Here is a 20,285-nt window from a genome sequence, read left to right as displayed (position 1 = left end):
GTTCCTCTTTTTCATGTAAGAATCAGTGAATGTTCAGCTCTAGAGTGTTCTTTCATAAGGATTACTGCTTTTCTTGATTCTCTCTCTGGGCATATTTTTTTAAGGCTACAGCGATGAGGATGCCAGAAATAAAGAGAACAGAGCCAATGAGAATGAAGAAAGAGCCCATGACAGACACAGGATTTCTTGTGGCAAACTCAATGAATATGGGATCTTGACCAAATAGATCATCACCAGGAGATCCGAAAAGTCCAAACATCCTTTTTGTCATGAACCGTGCAAGAAAGCCCAAGCCTGCGATGGCCGCTCCGGAAAAAGCCACATAGACGCCAACAATCCATCCGTATCTCTTGATCATCTTTCCCATGATGCTCGGCAGGTTCTCCACCCAGGAGGGCATGGAGGAAGCGGTAGAGGGCAGAGCATGGGAGTATGTGCTGCTCTTCGTCTCGATACCTTTATCAGAAAGAAGCCAGTCTGTGGTGACACCAAAGACATCCGCCATCAGTTTCAGTTTAGAGATTTCAGGATCCGCATCTCCGTTTTCCCATTTGCTTACAGCCTGGCGGGAAACCCCTAGTTTTTCTGCCAGGGCTTCCTGGGAATAGCCTTCTTTTTTTCTAAGATAGAATATCTTTTCATTCAGTTTCATAGCTCCACCTCTTTTTCTTTGATATCTTCAGTATAGTGAACTTTTGGTTGCGAAACCAGAAAGAAGGGCTTGAAGTTTCGCAACCAATGGTTGCAAGTGATTGAAAGGAATGTAATTTCAACGGTTTCAGAAGATTTACTCATGCAAGAGGTCTGACGATAGAATCAATCGGCTTCGAAGAACAGACTGGGAAACTGGGCAGTCTCTAGAAAAAAAGGCGTGCATAAGAGTAAAACTTGTGGAATGGGGAAGCGCTATGGTGAAGAGATGTGTTAGACTAAAAGTAAAATGGAGTGTGAAGGAGTTTACTTATGAGGATTTACTATGACGATATGCTGGAAACCTTCAAGAAGATTTTGTTGAAGAGAGGTTTCTCAGAGGAAAGAGCCTACGAAGCCGCAGAGAACTTTGCAAAAACAAGCCTCGATGGAGTCTACAGCCACGGGGTCAACCGCTTCCCAAGGATCATCAGCCAGATTGATGCGGGTATCATAGAGGTGGATAAAGAAGCCCTCTGCGAGATGTCCTTTGGGGCCATGGAGAGGTGGGATGGACAGCTTGGCATTGGAAATCTCAACGCCAAGAGAGCCATGAAAAGAGCCTGTGAATTGGCGGATCAGTTTGGCATTGGACTGGTGGCGTTAAGAAACACCAACCATTGGCTTCGAGGTGGCGCATTTGGATGGCAGGCGGCAGAGGAAGGGTATATCGGCATCTGCTGGACCAATACCATGCCCAATATGCCAGCCTATGGCGGGAAAGATCTGCGCATTGGAAACAATCCATTTATCATGGCGGTCCCAGGAAAAGATGGAGCCCATATTGTGGTGGATATGGCACTCTCCCAGTTCTCCTACGGAAAAATGGAGACCTTAAAGCTTGCAGGAAAAGAGCTTCCGGTTCCAGGCGGGTATGATAGAGACGGGAATCTTACCAAGGATCCTGGAAAGATCCTGGAAAGCTCCCAGGTGCTTCCCATAGGATTCTGGAAAGGCAGCGGATTCTCCCTGGTTCTTGATATGATCGCTTCCATCTTAGCTGGAGGGGATAGTGTTTCTGAGATTCCCAGCGACTCCATGAAAGAAAAAGGACTGTCTCAGATTCTTCTGGACATAGATCCCAGAAAGTTCTCCAGTGTGGAAGAGATTGGAAAAATGACAGAACGTATTATTTCCTTCACCAAAGATTCGGAACCTTTAAGAGAGGGAGGGGCAGTATACTATCCAGGGGAGTCCACCATAAAGCGACGGGAAGAAAACCTTAGAATGGGGATTCCCGTAGAAGAAAAAGTCTGGAAAATAATTGAGTCTCTATAGAATACAAAGCCGGCTGTATGTTCAGCCGGCTTTGTATTCTCATAATAATCACACATTGTGATTTAGTGGTTCATTACAACAGAATATATTTCGTAATGTGAATATTAGGTTTAGGATGATATCAATGAACACGATATGTGAATAAGTCGAGAGGAGAGAAAATTTATGAAACCCATCACTTTAAAGAAATTGAGAAATTTTAACCTGATCATGGGGGTGCTTCATTTTGTGCAGGGCGTGGCGATGCTGTTTCTGGCCACCACAGTGATTCAGCAGATCGCAGAGTTTTCACCGGTGATCACGCAGAACTTCCTGGCTTTCAATACAGAAACCATGAGCCTGGAGCTTCAGTCCAAAGAACTTTTCCAGCTGCCCTTCGGAATCCTTGTAGCTTCATTCCTTCTCATTTCCGCTGCGGCTCATTTCCTCATCTCTCTTCCTAAAAAGCTCAATGAGAAGTATGGGACAGATCTGGAATTAGGCATCAATCAGTTCAGATGGTTTGAGTATTCCTTGAGTTCCTCCATCATGATCGTTCTGATCTCCACACTTTTTGGTATTTATGACATTGCTTCCCTGGTTCTGATCTTTATTGTCAATGCATCTATGAACCTCTTTGGACTTGTCATGGAGCAGCTGAACGCAGGACGTAAAAAGGACAAGGTCATCTGGGGACCCTTTATCTGGGGATCCATTGCAGGTATCGCTCCATGGATCGCCATTCTTCTCTATATGTTTGGTACCGGTAACTTCAGCGATGTGCCATGGTTTGTATGGGCAATTATCGGAACCTATTTTGTAGCTTTCAATACCTTCCCGGTAAACATGGTGCTTCAGTATAAAGGCATCGGTAAGTGGAAAGATTACATCTATGGAGAAAGAGTCTATATCATTTTAAGCCTGGTGGCAAAATCCATCCTGGCCTGGCTGGTTCTCTTCGGAGCCATGCAGCCATAAAGTAATCATCACATCTCCCCTTTTATAGAACCCTGAGGTTTGCATTAGAACTTCAGGGTTCTTTTTGACCAGCATCTGTAAAATCAGCGGAATCTGAATGTTCATATAAACTTTAGAAATAATCAGGACAAAGTATCCCCCGGATAGGATAAACTGAGAGATAAGAAAAATGCTATGGGCAAAAAAATATCCATAAGCATTTTGCTGCACGATGAGATGGCATCAAAGCCTAACGATATAAACGAAGGAGACGATATTATGTCAAATCATGAATACTTTATGAAAGAAGCAATAAACCTATCCGCTTTGGCGATGAAGCACGGAAATGAGCCCTTTGGGGCAGTTCTTGTGAAAGATGGAGAGATTGTCTGCACCTATGAAAATCAGATCCACACCATGACAAATCCGACGCTCCATGGAGAAACAGGACTCATCAGCAAGTTCTGTCAGGAAACGGGGATCACGGACCTTTCTGAATATACCCTTTATTCTAGCTGCGAACCCTGTTTCATGTGCAGTGGAGCCATGGTTTGGGCAAAGCTTGGAGAACTTCACTACGCTGCCAGCAATATGGATTTAGAAGAGATCTTAGGTGGGGAAGGATCCAAATGTTCGGAGATTGTTTTTCACCATTCCCACCATAAGCCTAAGGTGACAGCAGGTGTTTTAAGGGAAGAGAGTTTAGAGATACTGAGAGAGTACTTTGGAAAATAGCAGCAATTCTTGTCCAAACTATAAGAAAATGAACATAAACCATAAGAAAGAAGCTTATCCAAGTGAGACGGATAAGCTTCTTTCTTTTCAATCATTTAGCACTTTTTTTCCACTACTCCGAAATGCGAAGATCCATGAGCAGTTCATCGAAGTATTCACCCCGTATGTGGAAATAGTCTTTATGGACACCAGTCTTCTCAAACCCCAGCTTCTCATAAAGACGAATGGCGGTTTCGTTGTCCGCTTTGACACCAAGGCTCACAGTGCGGATGGTGCCTGAGTTTTTTGCAAAGGCAAGAAGCTCTTCCATCACAAGACGGCCTATACCTTTCTGCCAGTGGGCTTTTTTCACAGAGAGGGCAATCTCGGCATTATGGGCAATTCTTTTTCTTGGCAAGCTGCTGATCTGTGCCACGGAAACAATCTCAGAATCCAAAAGGCCTAGGAGCATCAGAGTACCTGGCTGGCTTTCAAGGCTCTTGAGATAAGAAATCTCCTGTGCCTCAGTCAGAGGAAACTCATCTTCGCCAAAGAGAAGATTGTCACTTTCGCCACCCACCTGGTTCAGGTAGGAGAGGATACTCTTTGCATCCTGCTGTTCAGGTTTTCGGAGGGTCAGGAGTTCTCCGTTTTTTAGAGGAAGCTTTTTCGGATCGTAGTGGTTCTTACCTGCACTCATCTCATCCTCTCCTAAAATGTTCCAGCTCTCTTCTTAAGAACTCAGAATCCTTATAGATGGCTCTGCCGATGCCGATGAGATCGGACTCCTCATTGACAAGAATTTTTTCAGCGGCATGAAGATCCGTGATGCCTCCCGTAAGAAGTACAGGGATGTGGATTTGCTTTTTCAGCTCTCCTGTGAGATCCCGGAAATAGCCTTGTGTGTTTTCATGGGGATTAGTATATCCTGCAAACCCTCCGGATACATCCAGAAGATCCAGTCCCTCTGCTTCCAGAATCTTCGCGGTTTCCACAGAATCCAAGATGGTGGTGCCACCTTCCTGATAATCAGAAGCCCCAAGCCGTAGAAAGACGGGGTAGGATTCTCCAACAGCCTCGCGGACAGCCCTCAGCACTTCCCGGTGGATCCTTCTCCTGTTTTCAAGAGATCCGCCATAGTGATCGGTTCTTTTGTTGGTCAGGGGAGAGAAGAACTGATTGAGAAGATATCCATGGGCAGAATGGATTTCCACTGCATCAAACCCGGCTTCTTTGGCTCTTCTGGCAGCAGCACTGAAATCGGAAATCACTTTCTTTATGTCCTTTTCCGTCATCACCCGCACTTCCTTCTCCGGATGATTGGATACCCCAAAGGGCACTACAGATGCGTCATTGGGCCTTGCATACATTCCGGCATGATTGATCTGAAGGCAGGAGAATGCTCCATTTCTTCTAAGAAGATCCGAAAGAGCCCGAAGACCCTCCACATGATGGTCCTTGGAGGCGGAAAGCTGATTTTTATTGGCACGGCCTTCTTCAGAAATGAAGCTGTGCTCCACGATTACAAGGCCCAGGTTCTGATCTTGTGTTTTTTCATCATAATAACTTAGGATCTCATCACTCATAGCTCCATCAGCCTTTGCTTTGGCAGTGGCCATGGGCGGCAGTGCCAGCCTGTTCTTCAGGGTGAATTTTTGCGTGGAGAGGGGAGTAAGAATTAAACTCATAAGTAACATCCTTTCATTGGGGCGTTTTCTTCATCCACATAGATATGTTAAAGGTTCTGTGGACATCCTACATAATATCAGTATACGGAAAATCACCGGTTTTGTATTGATTTTTTTGGCGCGATTTCATCCCCTTCAATAGCTCTGCACAGTAGAGAAGCTGCAGAACACTTAGACGTCCAAAACCGGAAAAGCAGAAGTTTTCATCTTATGGAGCTTATGGGAGAACTCATGGATCATATCAGGATAGCTGAAATCCTCCACCCCAAAATGAACCTCATCTTTCATGATTTTTCTGTACTGATGGGCGGTCAAGTGAAAAAGATCCTTCATGATGGCATTGAGATATTTCTGATCACTGAAGCCAGAGGCTTTGACAATCTCTCTCACTGGCATGTCTGTATTTTTCAAAGCAAAAATCGCCTTTTCCAGCCTAATCTTATGGAGATACTCCTGAAAGGAAATACCCAGAATTTCCTTGATAAAGTGGGAGAGTCTTGTAGGACTGATTCCAGTAAGGCTTCCTAAAGCAGCCAAGGTGATTTTTTCATGGTAATTCTCTTCTATATACGTGCTGATTTTCTGAAATCGGAGAAGATATTCGTCATAGTTCTTCTTTTTGATGTCGAGATATTTTTGCTGAAGACGAACGGAGTACAGGTCAAAGACATACATATTATAAAATCCCATGAGCTTGTAGCGGATATTCACAGTGGACCCGCCGGACTTCATCAGCAGAATGAGCTGAGACATGATGAGGGGCACCTCATGATATTTGTGTGCCAGTTCATCAAAGGTGAAGACTCTGTTTTGAAAGGGGAGGCGCTCGAAATAGAGATTCAAATCTTCCAGATACTTTCTCTTGAACCGGAAAGAAGCCGAATAGGTTGGCCCCTCCGACCTCATGGCGTGTCGTTGATTCACATAAAAAATAAACACGGTATCCGGCAAAAGAGTGTACTCCTTCCCCTCACACCATACGGTGGCTTCGCCGTCCAAAAGCCAGACAAACTCAATCTCATCATGGGCAGTTTCTTCATGATTCATGCTGGCGTTGAAATAGCATTCAAAAGGCAGATTGTAGACTTCAAACACATCTTTACAGTTCTGATCCATGGGAACCTCACAGTCATTCCATACTTTAGCTCATCTTAGCATACTGTTAAAAATATGACAATTAGGCTGAGTAAACTCGGTCTATATGTATTGTAGGAATCCATAGAATCTTATATTGTTAATTCAGTAACAATATAAGGAGGAGTATCATGCCATTATTAAGTATTTTTGTTTCCATGGTCTTCTACATGCTCTTTTTGTTTCTCTTTCTGGAATACTCTAGAGAAAAGCAGCAGTTCTACAAGTGGTTTTCCATCATTGCCCTGTGCTCTTTTCCTCTTTGGTTCCTAAACATCGACTCCTGGTTCCGATGGGTGAAAACCATCAGCATTCTGATCCCACTGGTATTTTTCAATTACATCAGGATTTCCAACGATGGACATCATGAGAAAAGCCTTATGAGGCTGAAAGAGAAGTGGCCCATGTGGATTCTCTACGCCATCCTCATGCTGAACATCATTGAAGCCATGCTTCAGGATGTATCTTCAGGGTACTACTTTAATGCAGCTTGCGGACTGATGCTCTGCGTGACAATACCTTTGCCAACGAAACACTGGAGAGTGGGTAAGAATGATGGGAAGAACACTTTTGCAGAGATTCTTGCGGATCTGCCTCTTGCCTGGTGTCTGCTCTATGTGACCTGGAATGCGGCTTTTGTGTATGGGGAGAACATTTCCTATTTTGCCTCCAGTCTCTGCATCCTTCTTGTTCCTCAGATCTGGATGTTCTTTAAAAAACGCGTAGATCTTTGGCTCATGGCAAGAGTATACACTTTAGCGGTTCATCTTCTGATCCGTGCTTCTTATGACATCTTCACGCCGGTGATGGATTCCAGTGCCTGGTTCAGTGCGGATTTTCTGAGAATTTGGGGAATCGTGAATTTTGCGCTTCATATCATCTATGTTCTGTATGTGTTTTCCAAAGCACGGAAGAAAGAGACTGTTCTGAAATACTCTGAAAAATACTATGCCTACTAGACAGATGGAAGGGAGAGAAATCCATTGACCACTCAGATCAATTTACTGAAATTCGTAAATAAAGTATCCATGACAAAAATGGGCTCCAAAAATGGAGTCACCGAAACAGATCCCAGGTTCAAGCTTCTGGAGAAGATTGTCACAGAAGAAATGGCTGAAGTTGCCCTGGCTCTGGAGTATCGGGTTCACTTAACTGCAGAGGAGATCTCCAGAAAGTGCAAGAAGCCACTGGAGCGCACCAAGGAGCTTCTTTGGGAGCTGGCCATGGCAGGCGTTGCTACGGTGAAACGGGAAGGGGAGGAGGATACCTACTGGTATGAAACCTGGGTCCCCGGAATCTTTGAAATGGTCGTGAACAATAAGGAGAATACAGCCAAGTATCCGGAGATCGGGAAAGCCTTCGATGACTATGGTCTCATGAGAAATCCTATTGCTGCTGGAAATTTCCCCGTGGGACTGGGGCTTATGCGGGTGATTCCCATTGAGTCCTCCATAGACGGATCCTCCAGAAGAGCTTCCTCTGAAGAGGTATCCAAGTACATCAATGAAGCACGGATCCTGTCCGTATCGGACTGTTCCTGCCGAACTTCAAGAGAAGAGCTCAATCAGGGGTGCGGACATCTGAAAGAGGATATGTGCATTCAGCTGGGCGATGCCGCGGAATACTACATCCGGACGGGGCGGGCGCGGGAAGTGACCAAAGAAGAAGCTTTTGAGATCATCCGAAAAGCAGAGCGGGACGGCCTTATGCACTCCATCCCCAATACGGAAGGAGACGGTCATACCCATGCCATCTGTAACTGCTGCGGCTGCAGCTGCTACGCGCTCAGGGCTGCCAGTATGTACAATAATCCCGATATGGTGCGCTCCAACTATATAAGCACCATCTATGAGACTAAGTGTGTGGGCTGCGGAGAATGTGTGGAGGTCTGTCCCACCAATGCCATCAGACTGGGACATAAACTGTGTGTCAAGGATGAGGTGAAGGTATCCCCTCGCACGGAGTATCCAAGCGATACAGAGTGGGGACCGGACAAATGGAACCCTGAGTACCGTACCAATAGAAAAGAGACATTGGAAACGGGCACGGCTCCATGTAAAACAGACTGTCCGGCACATATTTCCATACCCGGCTACATCAAGCTGGCTTCTCAGGGAAGGTTTGAGGAAGCTCTTGCCATGATCAAGAAGGACAACCCTTTCCCGGCGGTCTGCGGCCGCATCTGTCCAGCCCTTTGTGAGAATGCCTGTACGAGAAACGGTCTTGATGCTTCTGTTGCCATAGATGACATCAAAAAATTCATTGCAGAGCAGGATCTTCATAATGACCGGCGCTTCATCCCGGAGATCAAGAAAAGCTATGATAAGAAGATTGCAGTCTTAGGAGGAGGTCCATCAGGACTCAGCTGTGCTTATTATCTGGCGGTGGAAGGATATCAGGTGAGTGTTTTTGAAAAAGAACAGGAGATGGGCGGGATGCTGCGGTACGGTATACCAGCGTTCAGGCTCCAGAAAGATGTCATAAAAGCTGAAATCGAGATCCTAAAGACATTGGGCGTCGAGTTCATCACCGGCGTAGAGGTGGGGAAGGACATCACCATAAAAGAGCTTCGGGAGAAGGGCTTCCAGGCATTTTATGTGGCCATTGGCGCACAGAAAGGAAAGAAGCTGTCTCTGGATGGAGAGGATGCGCCTAACGTGATTAAAGGTGTGGATTTCCTAAGAGAAGTATCCCAAAAGGAACCTGCAGCTCCTCTTGGAAAAACCGTAGTCATCGGGGGCGGGAATGTAGCCATTGATGTGGCCCGAACGGCCTCCCGACTCCATCATGAGGGGGTTCAGATGTTCTGTCTTGAAGAGCGGGACTCGATGCCTGCTTTACAGGATGAGGTGCACGAAGCTTTAGAAGAAGGCATTGCCATCATGAATGGCTACGGTCCCAAACGCATTCTCACTGAAAACGGAAAGGCTTATGCCATTGAGTTTATGCGGTGTTTACGTACCTTGGATGACAATGGAAAGTTTAGTCCGCTGTTCGATCCAGAGGACTGCATCACCGTTGAAGCGGATACCATCCTTCTGTCTGTAGGACAACAGATCCATTGGGGAGACATGTTTAATGGTATGGAAATCGAGATTCATCCAAATGGCACCATCGCTGTGGATCCACAGACTCTTCAGTCCAGCATCAAGGACATTTTTGCAGGGGGAGATGCAGCCACAGGACCCAAGTACGCCATCCATGCCATCGCCCATGGCAAAGAGGCAGCCATTTCTATTCACCGATTTGTCCATAGAGGCCAGAGCCTTGTCTATGGACGAAGCAACAAAGTCTTCGTATCCGTGGATAAGAATGCTGTGGATTTCAGAGGCTATGATACTGTAAGCAGAGAACGGGTATATACGGTAAGAGAAGAGACTAAGACTTTCGGGTTCAGTGATCCAAGAGGCATCTTAACGCCAGAACAGATCAAGAATGAGACCATGCGCTGCCTGTCCTGTGGGATATCTGTGGTGGATCCGTTCCTTTGTGTAGGCTGTGGTGCATGCTCCACCAGATGCAAGTTCGATGCGATAAAAATGGAGAAAGTCTACGATGCCGTTGGGGTGGATTTTCCGAAGCTGAAACCACTGATCGTGAAAAATGTGCTCAAAAGAAAGGTGCGTATTGCGAAGAAGAAAGTGATGCGCAGAATCCTGGGCTAAAAAGTCAACAGTGATAAAGAGTAGAGAAGATGGGGTACCCCCATCTTCCAGCTGCTCAAATTTGATGTTTTGAAGAGATGATGAAAAAGAGTATCTAGAAATGAGGATGCTCCTTTTTTTTGCATAAGATCTAGCATGAATTGGACTCATGTCGAAAAAGGGGCAACTGATGTATTTTTGTTTTGTTAAATATAGTATTGTAAAAATTAAAATAAAACAAGAAAATTAAGCCGATTTATAAATAGTGTATTCATAGAGTTTTTATTCATTTATGTATAAAACAATAAGTTTCAGTAAGAACTATGTTATGCTGTTGGATTGAATAGACGTTTCTCGAAGTATATGCAATAATTCACAGAATAATTTGTTATTTTATGCGAATCTGATTAGTTTATTCCTTGAAACAGAACATTCATAATATTCATTGACAACCTAATAGTCAGTTGATAAATTTAAATTAAGATTAAATAATTTTAAAAAGAGAAGTTGGTGAATATATGGGAAAGAATAGAAGAAAAAGACTGCATTTTCTATATTTTCTGGTGCCTTGTCTGCTGCTGTTTGTTCTTTTCACTTCCGCCACGTACCTTGTTGTGAAGAACCGGGTCAAGAATCAGTATGAGACCTTTGAGAACTCTTCAGAAAATCTTGCCAGAAGTTATAAAGCGAGCATAGAAAACTCTTCAGAAGCGTACCGTATGTTCAAAGAAATCCTTGGCCAAAAAATGAGAGCTGCTGCGGAATCGGTGCTGTTTTATGATGGCGTCACAGATGAGGAGAATCTGAAGGTTCTTGGAGAGAAACTGCAGCTGGATGCCATCTACCTGTATGATCCGGAAGGAACTCTTGTGAGCAGCATGGATGGACAGTTTGTGGGCTGGAGCCCTTCGCCGGGCCATCCTGTGGAGAGATACCAAAAAAGTGGAGACTATTATCTGGAGGAAAACATCCGCCAGGATACAGAATCGAAACTTCATTATAAATATGTTTATATCAGAAGAAGTGATGGATACTTCTATCAGCTGGGGGTCCTTGCAGAGAGCATCAATGGCTTCATGGCCCAGTTTGATTCCCAGGCTCTTTTGAATCAAATCTATGACGAACATAATCCTTATCTTGTGCTTTTGTTAGACCGGGATGAGACCGTCCGGGCCTCCAGTGAGGTTTCATATATTGGAAAGAAGTATGCTGAGCTTTCGCTTCAGATGAATATGGAAACTGTCTACAGAACTGGAAGAACAGAAATGAAGGGCATACCTGTTTTTCTCACAGTGACTCCGGTGTCAGCCAAAGAGGAGGAAGGTCTTCTTCTACTGGCCTGGGATCTTCGAGGGATGGATCTTGAAGTGGAAAAGATCATCTTTATCGGGGTTCTCATATTCATTGTGATCTTTCTTATTGTCACTGGGACGCTGTACTATGCATTCAAGAAGAGCAGAAAGCTCTATGAGATTGCATATTATGAGGAAAGAACAGGGCTTCCCAATGAGCAGTTCTTCAGAGAGTATGTGAATAAAGAAATCCACAATCATCGGCTCCAGGGGAAAGATTTCATTCTGCTTCATCTGGAAAACCTTGCCATGCTCAGCCACACCTATGGCTATGAATACGGTGAGCTTCTTCTGAAGGAAGTTTCAGCGAGAATCCGGACCCAAATGGGGACAGACCAGGAGCTGTTCTTTCTGGATGGGGAGTATCTGGGATTATTCTGCGAAACCTGCAGCCATGAAGGCAACAGAGGGTTTTTGAGAAATCTGCAGAATCTCTTTTCTCAGGATTTCTCCACAGGAGATGAAAGAGACAGACTGCAGGTGAGGATAGGCGTTGTGCCTGATACTGGCCAGTTCAGAAGCTCTGCGGCGCTCCTGAAAGCAGCGGCCATTGCCGTTGGAAAGAATGCCCAGCATGATGTGGAGAGCATTCCTTATTTTGACGAGAAAATGGAAGAGCATGCGGAAAGGGAAAGAAGCATCTTGAGAAATCTCAGACTGCTCCTTGAGGAGAAAGACCTCAAAAGTGACATCTTTTTCCTGCACTTTCAACCAAAGATCAGTCTGGAGACTGAAAAAATCATGGGTTTTGAGGCTCTGGCAAGATTCAGGATTCCAGTCTATGGGATGATTCCTCCTTTGGAGTTTATTGACATAGCAGAAAGAAACCATCTGATCTATGATCTGGGGCTTCTGATCCTGAAAAAAGCCTGTGGCTTTTTGAATGAGCTGGATCAAGCGGGCAGGAAAGGCCTAACGGTGGCTGTCAATATTTCAGTGCTGCAGCTATTAAGAAAAGAATTCATATCCCATGTGGAAGAAGTGTTGAAAGAGTATGAAGCGGATCCGGAGATGCTGGAGTTTGAGATTACAGAATCCATCCTTTCTGACAATTTTGATCTCATCAACCTGAAGCTGAGACAGATCAGAAAGAAGGGAATTAAAGTATCCATGGATGATTTCGGCACAGGATTCTCCTCCCTTGCAAGACTTCGAGAGCTATCCATAGATGCCGTGAAGCTGGACAGGCATTTCATCAGCAGAATCAAAGAGAATGAAAAACCTTCCTATATTTCCATAGACATCATTTCCATGGCCCATCGTGTGGGGCTCATGGTGGTGGCAGAAGGCGTGGAAACTGAAGAGCAGCTGGATTTTCTGAAGAAGCATCAGTGTGATTATGCCCAAGGCTACTATATCAGCATGCCCCTGGAGAAGGAGAAAGCTCTGGAGATGCTCACAAAAGAAAAACCAGGGAATGGTTTCAGAGAACTGTCCTCTTAGCATAAAGAAAGATAAGCAAACCCCGGTGGGAACCGGGGTTTTATTCATCTTTCAGGGAAACAGGGAGAATATACTTCTAAAACAACATCTATTGGATTTGGAGTATAATAGGTAGTGAAAGAATAAAAAGAGGGAGGGAGCAGTATGAGTGAAGGAACCTGTGGTCATGGCTGCAGCCATGGCCTCAGCGAGAAAAGCTGCATCAGCAGGGTGCCCATCTTCAATCACCTGGAGGAAGATAAAATGGAAGAAATCTCCGCGCTCATCGAAAGCCTGTCTTACCGTAAAGGGGAGCTGGTGTATCAGGCGGGAGAATCTTCTGATGCCCTTTATATCATCAGCCAGGGCAGGGTGAAGATCTACAGGCTTTCAGAGCAGGGGAAAGAGCAGCTTTTAAGGATTCTTCAGCCAGGAGATTTTACAGGGGAGCTGGCGCTGTTTAATGAAAAGGTCCATGATTCCTATGGAGAAGCTTTGGAAGACACAAGAATCTGCAGCATCCGCAGAGAGGATCTTCAAAGGCTGCTTCTGAAGTATCCTACCATCTCCATGGAAATCCTCAGTGAGTTCTCGAAGCGTCTGGATGCCCAGGAAAGGCAGACAGCAGCCATTGCCACTGAAAAAGTGGAGACAAGGATTGCACTGTACCTACTGAGTCTCATGGAGGAAAATCAGAAGGATACCGTCACGCTTCCCATGATGAAGAAGGATTTGGCATCACTTCTTGGGACGACTCCTGAAACCATCAGCAGAAAACTTGTAGAGTTCGAGGAGAAAGGTCTCATGGTTTCTCTTCCACAAAACCGTATCCGGATTCTCCAGAAAGAGACCTTGAAAAACCTCTGATGTACACAGGGGAGCGACTGGTGTTCAGGCTGTGAGAATGATTTGTAGCGCCAGGTGAAAATCTTTGGGATTCCTGTGGTTTTCATTCTGTTTCAAGGAAAATCCGGTGGAACTTTCCTCTCTTCGCCGTTATAATGGGAAGTAACAAAGGGGAAATATTGGGGGATAATTTTATGTATGAACAAGCTTTTCTGGAAGTTCTTGATCGGGAACTTGTTGTTGCTCTGGGGTGTACAGAGCCCATTGCCATCGCGCTGGCTTCTGCCGTTGCCAGCAAGCATCTGAAAGAGCCACTGGAGTTTCTTGAGGTGTATGCCAGTGGAAACATCATCAAAAATGCCATGGGTGTGTCCATTCCTGGCACAGGGAAAACTGGGATGAATCTGGCGGCAGCTCTAGGGTCTTTAGGGGATGCGGACAGAAAACTTGAAGTTCTGTCTGGCCTCAGTGAAGACAATATTCTGGAAGCCACACGTATGATCTCTGCGGGCAGGATCAGAATCAAGAAGGCAGATACAGTTAAAAAACTATATATTGAGGTGCGTGCAACATCGTTGCAGGGCTACTCAAAAGTCATCATCGAAGACAGGCATACCAACATCACACATATTGAAGCAGACGGTGAGGTGCTTTTTAATCTCAAGGAACAGGTTCTTCAGAAAGAGGAAGAATACAGCTTCATGAATATGGAGACGATTCTGGAGTTCATCGAGAGCGTCCCAGTGGAGAAACTGGGTAAAGTGGAAGAAAGCATCCGAATCAACAAGAGAATTGGAGAAGAGGGAATCCGGAGAGAGTATGGACTGAAGGTTGGCAAAACACTTTTTGAAGCCATGCAAAAGGGTCACCAGTCCAATGATCCCATCAATTATGCCATGGCACTGACTTCAGGTGGTTCTGATGCAAGAATGGCTGGTTCATCGTTAAGCGTCATGAGTAACTCCGGAAGCGGCAATCAGGGGATTACAGCGACTCTACCTGTCATTGCCTACTGGGAGAAAATGAATCTGTCAGAAGAGCTTCTTCTGCGCTCTGTGGCTCTTAGCCATCTTATCACCATCTATATGAAAACCAAGTTCGGCAGGCTGTCGGCGCTGTGCGGAGCAACCATTGCCGCCACAGGAGCCAGCTGCGGGATTACGTATCTTCTGGGCGGGAAGAAAAAGGAGATCCATGGTGCCATCCAAAATATGCTGGGGAACGTCACAGGAATGATCTGTGACGGAGCCAAAGGCGGATGCGCCTTAAAAGTGGCCACCTGCACCAGTGCAGCTTGCATGTCTTCCACCTTGGCCTTAAGCGGCATCGCCATTGGGTGCCAGGAGGGAATCATCGAGGAAGATGCGGAGAAAACCATAGAAAATCTGGGGATTCTCAGCTGTGAAGGCGGACAAGAAGCAGACCGGATCATTCTTGGCATCATGCTGGATAAGGAAAACAAACGAAAAACCACATAAAATCACACGGCTGAAGCTTCTTTCTGGAGTACTTTGGCCGTTTTTTTTTGAGAATAATCAGAGAAAGTCAGAGATCTTCATTATTTTGTTAAGACTGACACAAAGAGTATGATAAAATGATAGAAAGAGGTGAAGAGATTATATGCGTAAAAGAACTTTTATGATTGTTTTAATTTTATTTTTTTTCTTAAGCAGCATACCTGTATGGGCAAATTCAGCTCCGGTCTATTGGGAAGCGTCACCATCTTCCAATGTGATGATTGTGGAGGCTGATTCTCCCATCACGGTTCTGAAAGAGAATCTGACCTTTGATTTCAGTGAAAACCAGTTAGAGGATTATTCCATCGTGGCCAAAGTTACTGCAGAGTATACCATGAAGAATACATCAGAGAATGAAATCACATCATCCATGGTATTTCCCTACTTCGGGAATTTTTCAGGAAACAGAAAACCTGGTGGCGAAGTACTTGTGGATGGAAGCCCTGTGCCGTATACCCTTTATTATGGCGATTCCTATCGGAAGGAAGATCTGGAAGAGGAAAAGCTTGATCTGAAAGCTGCTTTGGAAGAAGTGGAGACAGGCAGTTATGAGCCTAAGAATTTCAGTTTGAATGAACCTGGTGTGCTCTATCAGGTCACCTTTAAAAACTTGAAGAGTGAACACTTTACAGGAAAGGTGTCTTTCCCGCTAGAAGGAGCAGAAAAGGTATTTGCAAAGAATCTCAACAGTTATGGGTATTCGGGAGACTCTTATGATATCGGCACTTCGGTCCGGTATCAGGACACCATGGAACTGTTTTTCCTGGGAGAAGCGCTGGATCTCATACCAGAGGCGCACACCTTTGAAGGGAAAGGGCTCACAGAGAATGAGGATTATACGGTGGAAATTACGAAGAAAAGCATGCTCTTTCAGGATTATTATGAAGAGATGGTTGCAGATAGTGAGTATCTGGGATATTTTGTCATAAACAATCAGACGGAGAGGAATTTTTTCCTGAAGAATCTGGATGATGCTTTTGGCCTGGAAAGACTTGTGACGGAGGATGATCTGGCACAGTTTCTCTACGAGGAGCGGCTGATTTTCCTGTACTACGAAACACCTTTTCAGGCGGGAGAGGAAAAGACCATCTCCATCTCCTATGAGGCTGGTGGATCCATGGACCGCCGCAGTTCAAAAGATCCAACCTATACTTTTGAATATCTTTTGAGTCCGGCAGGATACTTCAAAGATTTCAAGAACCTCACCCTTCGCGTGCTGCCCTCTGAAGGATACCCTTATGTGATTTCCTCCAGTTTGCCTTTGGATAAAAAAGAGAACGGTGAATATGTTGGCGTCTTTGACACCCTTCCAGAGAAGGAGCTCACTTTTACCATGTATCGGGAAGAGAAAATCACCTTGGTGGACAGGACGGAAGGATTTCTTTCAAGAAATCTCTACGCTTTTCTGTTTTCTGGTGCAGTTTTTCTAGTGTTCCTGGCTGCTTTAGTCGTCGGGTTTGGGATTCGGGGACTCATCCGGTTCAAGCGTCACAACAGGTAAGATGGTAAAGTATCACCACCCAGGAAGAAACCAGCCAGGTGAAGTGATACAAGAGCTTATAGTAATAAAAATTGAGAAGACATAAAGGAGAGAACAATGAAGCTTTATATGAAACAGAAGGTGTTTTCCTTCGCAGACAGGTTCTACATCAAAGATGAGGAAGGAAGAGACCGCTACTATGTGGAGGGGGAGCTGTTCTCCTGGGGGAAAAAGCTTCATGTCTATGATGAGAGCGGTCAGGAAGCTGCTTTTATCCAGCAGAAAGTATGGAGTTTTCTGCCTCGATTCTATGTGTATATAGATGGTGAGGAAGTGGCTGAAATCGTCAAGGTACTGACATTTTTCAAACCTTCCTACAGCATTGAGGGACTCAACTGGAGGGTATCCGGTGATTTTTGGGATCATGAGTATGAGATTTACGAAGGAAATGATTTTGTGGTCTCTATCTCTAAAGAATGGTTCACCTGGGGTGACAGCTATGTGATTGATATTGCAGACCACGTGGATGAAAGATATGCTCTTGCGGTGGTTCTCGCCATTGATGCGGTGATTGCTCAGGCCAGTGCGGCTGCTTCCAACTAATGCGCAGGATTAGGAGAGAATTTAAATGAAAAAGAACTTCATCATACTGTCTTTATGTCTGTGGGTACTGTTACTGTTTACTGGATGTAATGGTCCAAAGCAGATGGAACCATCTGGTGAAACGCCAGAAACGCCAACTTCACTTCCTCTGGCAGGTGAAGGAGAAGAGATTGTAGAGGGCATCACCATGAAGCTTGCGGAAGGTACGGTGTCCCCTCAAGGCCTGGAACTGGAATTTCTGAACACAACAGACAGAGAAGCTCTTTTTGGGGAGGATTTCATACTTCGAAAACTTGTTCAGAATCAGTATGAGGATCTTCCGGTGGTCATTGAAGGGGACTATGGGTTTGAAGATATCGGATATGGACTTCCCAAGGGAGAAAAGGTCTTTCATGAGGTGGAATGGGTCTGGCTGTATGGAGATCTTGAAGAAGGGATCTACCAGCTGGAGAAGAAAATCATTCTGCGTAAAGAGGATGGTGGTATCGAACTCGTGCCCTACTATGTTGTTTTTCAAATCGGGAAGTGAGTGGCTGAGAAATCGAAATGGAATGAAAGAAGGCAACTGACGAAGGTTCCGAAGAGTGTGAACTATGGTGAAAGGTGGATGGACCATGTCTTCCAATAAAAAATCAGCATATTTTTCATTTCTATTAGGCGGAATCAGTCTGGTTGCAGCAGCTGAGGAAGTCTTCTATGACGGGTGGATTCTCGTGGTGGCGCTGCTTTTGATTAGCGCAGGAGTCGCCCTCTATGATGGATTCCACAGGATGAAGATCGAAAAAAAGTTCAGGAAACTGTACTTAATAGAAGATGTAGAGGAAAAATCTGTGTTTCACGAGGCGGATTTAGAAATGCTCCTGCTGTATCGTGTTCTAATCATGGTGGCGGCGATGCTAACCGCAGCAGCATGTGTGTTGAGCTTCATTGTTGTAAGGTTTCATTATGTGTCACTGTTTCTAGCCTTCTATATGATCCGTATGTATGACTATTTGCATCAGATTTCAAAGGTCATAGAAGAGAAGAAATGGGCGGCATTTCTCCTGGAGTGCAAGAATCGAGGTGTTGAATAATGAAGAAACAGCTGCACAGGCTTCAGAGAAATCTGGAGTCTTTTTTTATAAATTTGGACAGAAACCTCTTCTGTGGTATACAATAGGGATAACAACATTGTTAAGAATATTTAAGGTAAGGTGCGTATAATGAATGTGGATGTTCTTTTGGAAAGAGCACTTTCTGAAATCAAGTTATTGAAGGAAGAGGAGATTTTCCTAGTGAAAGATCTCTTCAAAGGATATGAGTGGAACAGGATTCCAGTGAAGGACAGACTTCTTCTTGGAACACTTTTTCTGCATGAAGTTCATAAAGAAAAGATTCCGGTCAAGGCGGTGGAAAAGACTTCTTCCCATCAGCAGAGATATCAGAAACTACCCGGCTGAATGTAACCCAGCCAGCTGCCTGTTAGGCAAATCTGACTAGAGAAAGGATGACGGTTTTGTATGTAATTAAATCTAAATTCATGGAGGTGCTGACCTCGGTACTGCCCATCACGGTGATGGTGCTGATTCTTCACTTTACACTGACACCCATGGAAGGACCCATGATCTGGCGTTTTCTTCTTGGTGCAGGTCTCATTATGATTGGCCTCACGCTGTTTCTCATTGGTGTGGATATTGGGGTAACACCCCTTGGAGATTATACTGGAACAGCACTGGCTAAATCCAATAAACTCTGGATTGTACTCATCGCAGGGGCAGTTTTGGGGTTTTTTATCTCCATTGCTGAGCCAGGGCTTCTGGTTCTGGCCAATCAGGTGGACTTTGTCACTTCAGGACAGATCAGCTCCATGAGCATTCTCATGATTGTGTCCATTGGACTTGCTCTGATGCTGGCTCTTGGTTTTCTTCGTATTTTTTACAATTATCCGCTCTATAAGATGCTGATGGTTTTATATGTTCTTATTTTTGGTCTTTCTATTTTTACCTCCAGAGAGTTTCTTGCCATCTCATTTGACGCTTCTGGCGCAACTACAGGAATACTGGCGGTACCATTTATTCTCTCTCTTTCATTGGGTATTTCTAAGATGAAAAAAGACAGCAAGGCATCTGAAAAGGATAGTTTCGGACTTGTGGCCATCGCTTCCACCGGAGCAATTCTCGGTGTGATGCTGCTTGATTTGTTTACAAAGAATACTTCCTTCAATGCAGATATTGAATCCGTAGTTACAGTTTCAGACTCTATCCTAAAGCCTTTCATTGCACTGATACCGGATATGCTGTTTGAAAGCACCATTGCCATGTCGCCTCTGGTGGTGATTCTTCTTGTGCTTCAGGCAGCGGTGTTTAAACTGCAAAAGAGAGAGTTCCGGAAGATGGTCAATGGATTTATTTACGGATTCATTGGACTCGTGATTTTTCTTATTGGTGTCAATGGCGGGTTCATGGATGTGGGGACTTCCATAGGAACAGCATTGGCTTTACTGGATAATAAGGTGCCCATCGTAATCATTGGATTCATCATCGGGCTGGTAACTATTATTGCAGAGCCTGCAGTTCATGTTTTAACCCATCAGATTGAAGAGGTCACCAGCGGGTATGTGAAAAGAATTGCGGTTCTTGTGCCTCTTTCTCTTGGTGTTGGGTTTGCTGTGGCGCTTTCTGTCATCAGGATCCTTGTTCCTGACATTCAGCTGATGCATTATCTCGTACCAGGGTACATCATTTCACTGGGACTCATGTTCGTAGTGCCGAAACTATTTGTGGGTATTGCATTTGATGCAGGCGGCGTTGCCACCGGACCAATGACCGCAACATTCATTTTAGCATTTGTTCAGGGAGCAGCACATGCTCATGAAGGAGCAGATATGCTGGTGGATGGATTTGGAATGATCGCCATGGTGGCCATGGCACCCATTATTACACTACAGCTTCTGGGACTGGTATTCCAGAGTAAAGCAAAGAAGAAAGGAGCGGTGAAGTAAT

Annotated in this window: 18 protein-coding genes; 14 read left to right on the top strand and 4 right to left on the bottom strand. The window is 44.9% G+C overall.

All coding sequences use genetic code 11. The annotated features are described in order from the left end of the window. Positions 1–61: 61 nt before the first annotated feature. On the bottom strand, positions 62–652 hold the full coding sequence (locus tag DEF30_RS09345; protein WP_294098570.1) for a helix-turn-helix transcriptional regulator: 591 nt from the start codon (positions 650–652) through the stop codon (positions 62–64). Between the two features lie 311 nt (positions 653–963). Between DEF30_RS09345 and yiaK the strand changes: the two genes are divergently transcribed. From yiaK to DEF30_RS09330, 3 genes are all read left to right on the top strand, one after another. After that, positions 964–1,968, top strand: a complete 1,005-nt coding sequence (yiaK, locus tag DEF30_RS09340) for a 3-dehydro-L-gulonate 2-dehydrogenase (protein ID WP_294098567.1) — start codon at positions 964–966, stop codon at positions 1,966–1,968. A gap of 189 nt (positions 1,969–2,157) precedes the next feature. Further along, positions 2,158–2,925, top strand: coding sequence for a heliorhodopsin HeR (gene heR / locus DEF30_RS09335; RefSeq protein WP_294098565.1), 768 nt, complete (start codon positions 2,158–2,160; stop codon positions 2,923–2,925). A 258-nt stretch (positions 2,926–3,183) separates the two neighbouring features. Further along, positions 3,184–3,639, top strand: a complete 456-nt coding sequence (locus tag DEF30_RS09330; protein WP_294098563.1) for a nucleoside deaminase — start codon at positions 3,184–3,186, stop codon at positions 3,637–3,639. 112 nt (positions 3,640–3,751) lie between these two features. Here DEF30_RS09330 and DEF30_RS09325 read toward each other — a convergent pair whose 3' ends face one another. The 3 genes from DEF30_RS09325 to DEF30_RS09315 form a co-directional block, all read right to left on the bottom strand. Continuing rightward, the gene (locus tag DEF30_RS09325; protein WP_294098559.1) at positions 3,752–4,318 is read right to left on the bottom strand and encodes a GNAT family protein; all 567 of its coding nucleotides are present in this window, start codon (positions 4,316–4,318) and stop codon (positions 3,752–3,754) included. A 1-nt stretch (position 4,319) separates the two neighbouring features. Beyond that, positions 4,320–5,306, bottom strand: a complete 987-nt coding sequence (locus DEF30_RS09320) for an NADH:flavin oxidoreductase (RefSeq protein ID WP_294098556.1) — start codon at positions 5,304–5,306, stop codon at positions 4,320–4,322. Positions 5,307–5,477: 171 nt separating this feature from the next. Beyond that, positions 5,478–6,422, bottom strand: a complete 945-nt coding sequence (locus DEF30_RS09315; RefSeq protein ID WP_294098554.1) for a helix-turn-helix domain-containing protein — start codon at positions 6,420–6,422, stop codon at positions 5,478–5,480. 149 nt (positions 6,423–6,571) lie between these two features. On the opposite strand from DEF30_RS09315, the gene DEF30_RS09310 reads away from it, so the two are divergent. From DEF30_RS09310 to DEF30_RS09260, 11 genes are all read left to right on the top strand, one after another. After that, on the top strand, positions 6,572–7,399 hold the full coding sequence (locus tag DEF30_RS09310; protein WP_294098552.1) for a hypothetical protein: 828 nt from the start codon (positions 6,572–6,574) through the stop codon (positions 7,397–7,399). 69 nt (positions 7,400–7,468) lie between these two features. Then, on the top strand, positions 7,469–10,105 hold the full coding sequence (locus DEF30_RS09305) for an FAD-dependent oxidoreductase (RefSeq protein WP_294098624.1): 2,637 nt from the start codon (positions 7,469–7,471) through the stop codon (positions 10,103–10,105). A 497-nt stretch (positions 10,106–10,602) separates the two neighbouring features. Continuing rightward, positions 10,603–12,879 (top strand): GGDEF domain-containing phosphodiesterase, encoded by a 2,277-nt coding sequence (locus tag DEF30_RS09300; RefSeq protein ID WP_294098550.1) that lies wholly within the window; start codon positions 10,603–10,605, stop codon positions 12,877–12,879. A 144-nt stretch (positions 12,880–13,023) separates the two neighbouring features. Beyond that, a complete protein-coding gene (locus tag DEF30_RS09295) occupies positions 13,024–13,725 on the top strand; it encodes a Crp/Fnr family transcriptional regulator (RefSeq protein WP_294098547.1) in 702 nt (233 codons plus the stop codon). Positions 13,726–13,898: 173 nt separating this feature from the next. After that, positions 13,899–15,182 (top strand): L-serine ammonia-lyase, iron-sulfur-dependent, subunit alpha, encoded by a 1,284-nt coding sequence (locus DEF30_RS09290; protein WP_294098544.1) that lies wholly within the window; start codon positions 13,899–13,901, stop codon positions 15,180–15,182. Positions 15,183–15,342: 160 nt separating this feature from the next. Beyond that, on the top strand, positions 15,343–16,722 hold the full coding sequence (locus DEF30_RS09285) for a hypothetical protein (protein WP_294098542.1): 1,380 nt from the start codon (positions 15,343–15,345) through the stop codon (positions 16,720–16,722). A gap of 96 nt (positions 16,723–16,818) precedes the next feature. After that, positions 16,819–17,304: an LURP-one-related family protein gene (locus tag DEF30_RS09280; RefSeq protein ID WP_294098540.1), complete on the top strand. Its 486-nt coding sequence runs from the start codon at positions 16,819–16,821 to the stop codon at positions 17,302–17,304. Between the two features lie 25 nt (positions 17,305–17,329). Then, a complete protein-coding gene (locus DEF30_RS09275; protein ID WP_294098538.1) occupies positions 17,330–17,833 on the top strand; it encodes an immunoglobulin-like domain-containing protein in 504 nt (167 codons plus the stop codon). A gap of 64 nt (positions 17,834–17,897) precedes the next feature. Beyond that, positions 17,898–18,377, top strand: coding sequence for a hypothetical protein (locus tag DEF30_RS09270; RefSeq protein WP_294098536.1), 480 nt, complete (start codon positions 17,898–17,900; stop codon positions 18,375–18,377). A gap of 126 nt (positions 18,378–18,503) precedes the next feature. Beyond that, entirely contained in the window at positions 18,504–18,743 is a 240-nt protein-coding gene (locus tag DEF30_RS09265) for a single-stranded DNA-binding protein (protein ID WP_294098622.1), read from the top strand. 80 nt (positions 18,744–18,823) lie between these two features. Continuing rightward, positions 18,824–20,284, top strand: coding sequence for a DUF1538 domain-containing protein (locus tag DEF30_RS09260; RefSeq protein WP_294098620.1), 1,461 nt, complete (start codon positions 18,824–18,826; stop codon positions 20,282–20,284). Position 20,285 lies beyond the last annotated feature (1 nt).

It is taken from the genome of Proteiniclasticum sp., assembly GCF_003514505.1.
Classification (GTDB): Bacteria; Bacillota; Clostridia; order Clostridiales; family Clostridiaceae; genus Proteiniclasticum.
This window is presented reverse-complemented; position numbering and strand designations above follow the sequence as displayed.

Bases quoted from the DNA above. Each gene is read 5' to 3' on its own strand.
- yiaK (WP_294098567.1), top strand. From the start codon at position 964: ATGAGGATTTACTATGACGATATGCTGGAAACCTTCAAGAAGATTTTG.
- DEF30_RS09320 (WP_294098556.1), bottom strand. From the start codon at position 5,306: ATGAGTTTAATTCTTACTCCCCTCTCCACGCAAAAATTCACCCTGAAG.
- DEF30_RS09270 (WP_294098536.1), top strand. From the start codon at position 17,898: ATGGTGAAAGGTGGATGGACCATGTCTTCCAATAAAAAATCAGCATAT.
- DEF30_RS09315 (WP_294098554.1), bottom strand. From the start codon at position 6,422: ATGGATCAGAACTGTAAAGATGTGTTTGAAGTCTACAATCTGCCTTTT.
- DEF30_RS09285 (WP_294098542.1), top strand. From the start codon at position 15,343: ATGATTGTTTTAATTTTATTTTTTTTCTTAAGCAGCATACCTGTATGG.
- DEF30_RS09305 (WP_294098624.1), top strand. From the start codon at position 7,469: ATGACAAAAATGGGCTCCAAAAATGGAGTCACCGAAACAGATCCCAGG.
- DEF30_RS09260 (WP_294098620.1), top strand. From the start codon at position 18,824: ATGGAGGTGCTGACCTCGGTACTGCCCATCACGGTGATGGTGCTGATT.
- DEF30_RS09295 (WP_294098547.1), top strand. From the start codon at position 13,024: ATGAGTGAAGGAACCTGTGGTCATGGCTGCAGCCATGGCCTCAGCGAG.
- DEF30_RS09300 (WP_294098550.1), top strand. From the start codon at position 10,603: ATGGGAAAGAATAGAAGAAAAAGACTGCATTTTCTATATTTTCTGGTG.
- DEF30_RS09275 (WP_294098538.1), top strand. From the start codon at position 17,330: ATGAAAAAGAACTTCATCATACTGTCTTTATGTCTGTGGGTACTGTTA.
- DEF30_RS09330 (WP_294098563.1), top strand. From the start codon at position 3,184: ATGTCAAATCATGAATACTTTATGAAAGAAGCAATAAACCTATCCGCT.
- DEF30_RS09325 (WP_294098559.1), bottom strand. From the start codon at position 4,318: ATGAGTGCAGGTAAGAACCACTACGATCCGAAAAAGCTTCCTCTAAAA.
- DEF30_RS09310 (WP_294098552.1), top strand. From the start codon at position 6,572: ATGCCATTATTAAGTATTTTTGTTTCCATGGTCTTCTACATGCTCTTT.
- DEF30_RS09345 (WP_294098570.1), bottom strand. From the start codon at position 652: ATGAAACTGAATGAAAAGATATTCTATCTTAGAAAAAAAGAAGGCTAT.
- DEF30_RS09280 (WP_294098540.1), top strand. From the start codon at position 16,819: ATGAAGCTTTATATGAAACAGAAGGTGTTTTCCTTCGCAGACAGGTTC.
- DEF30_RS09290 (WP_294098544.1), top strand. From the start codon at position 13,899: ATGTATGAACAAGCTTTTCTGGAAGTTCTTGATCGGGAACTTGTTGTT.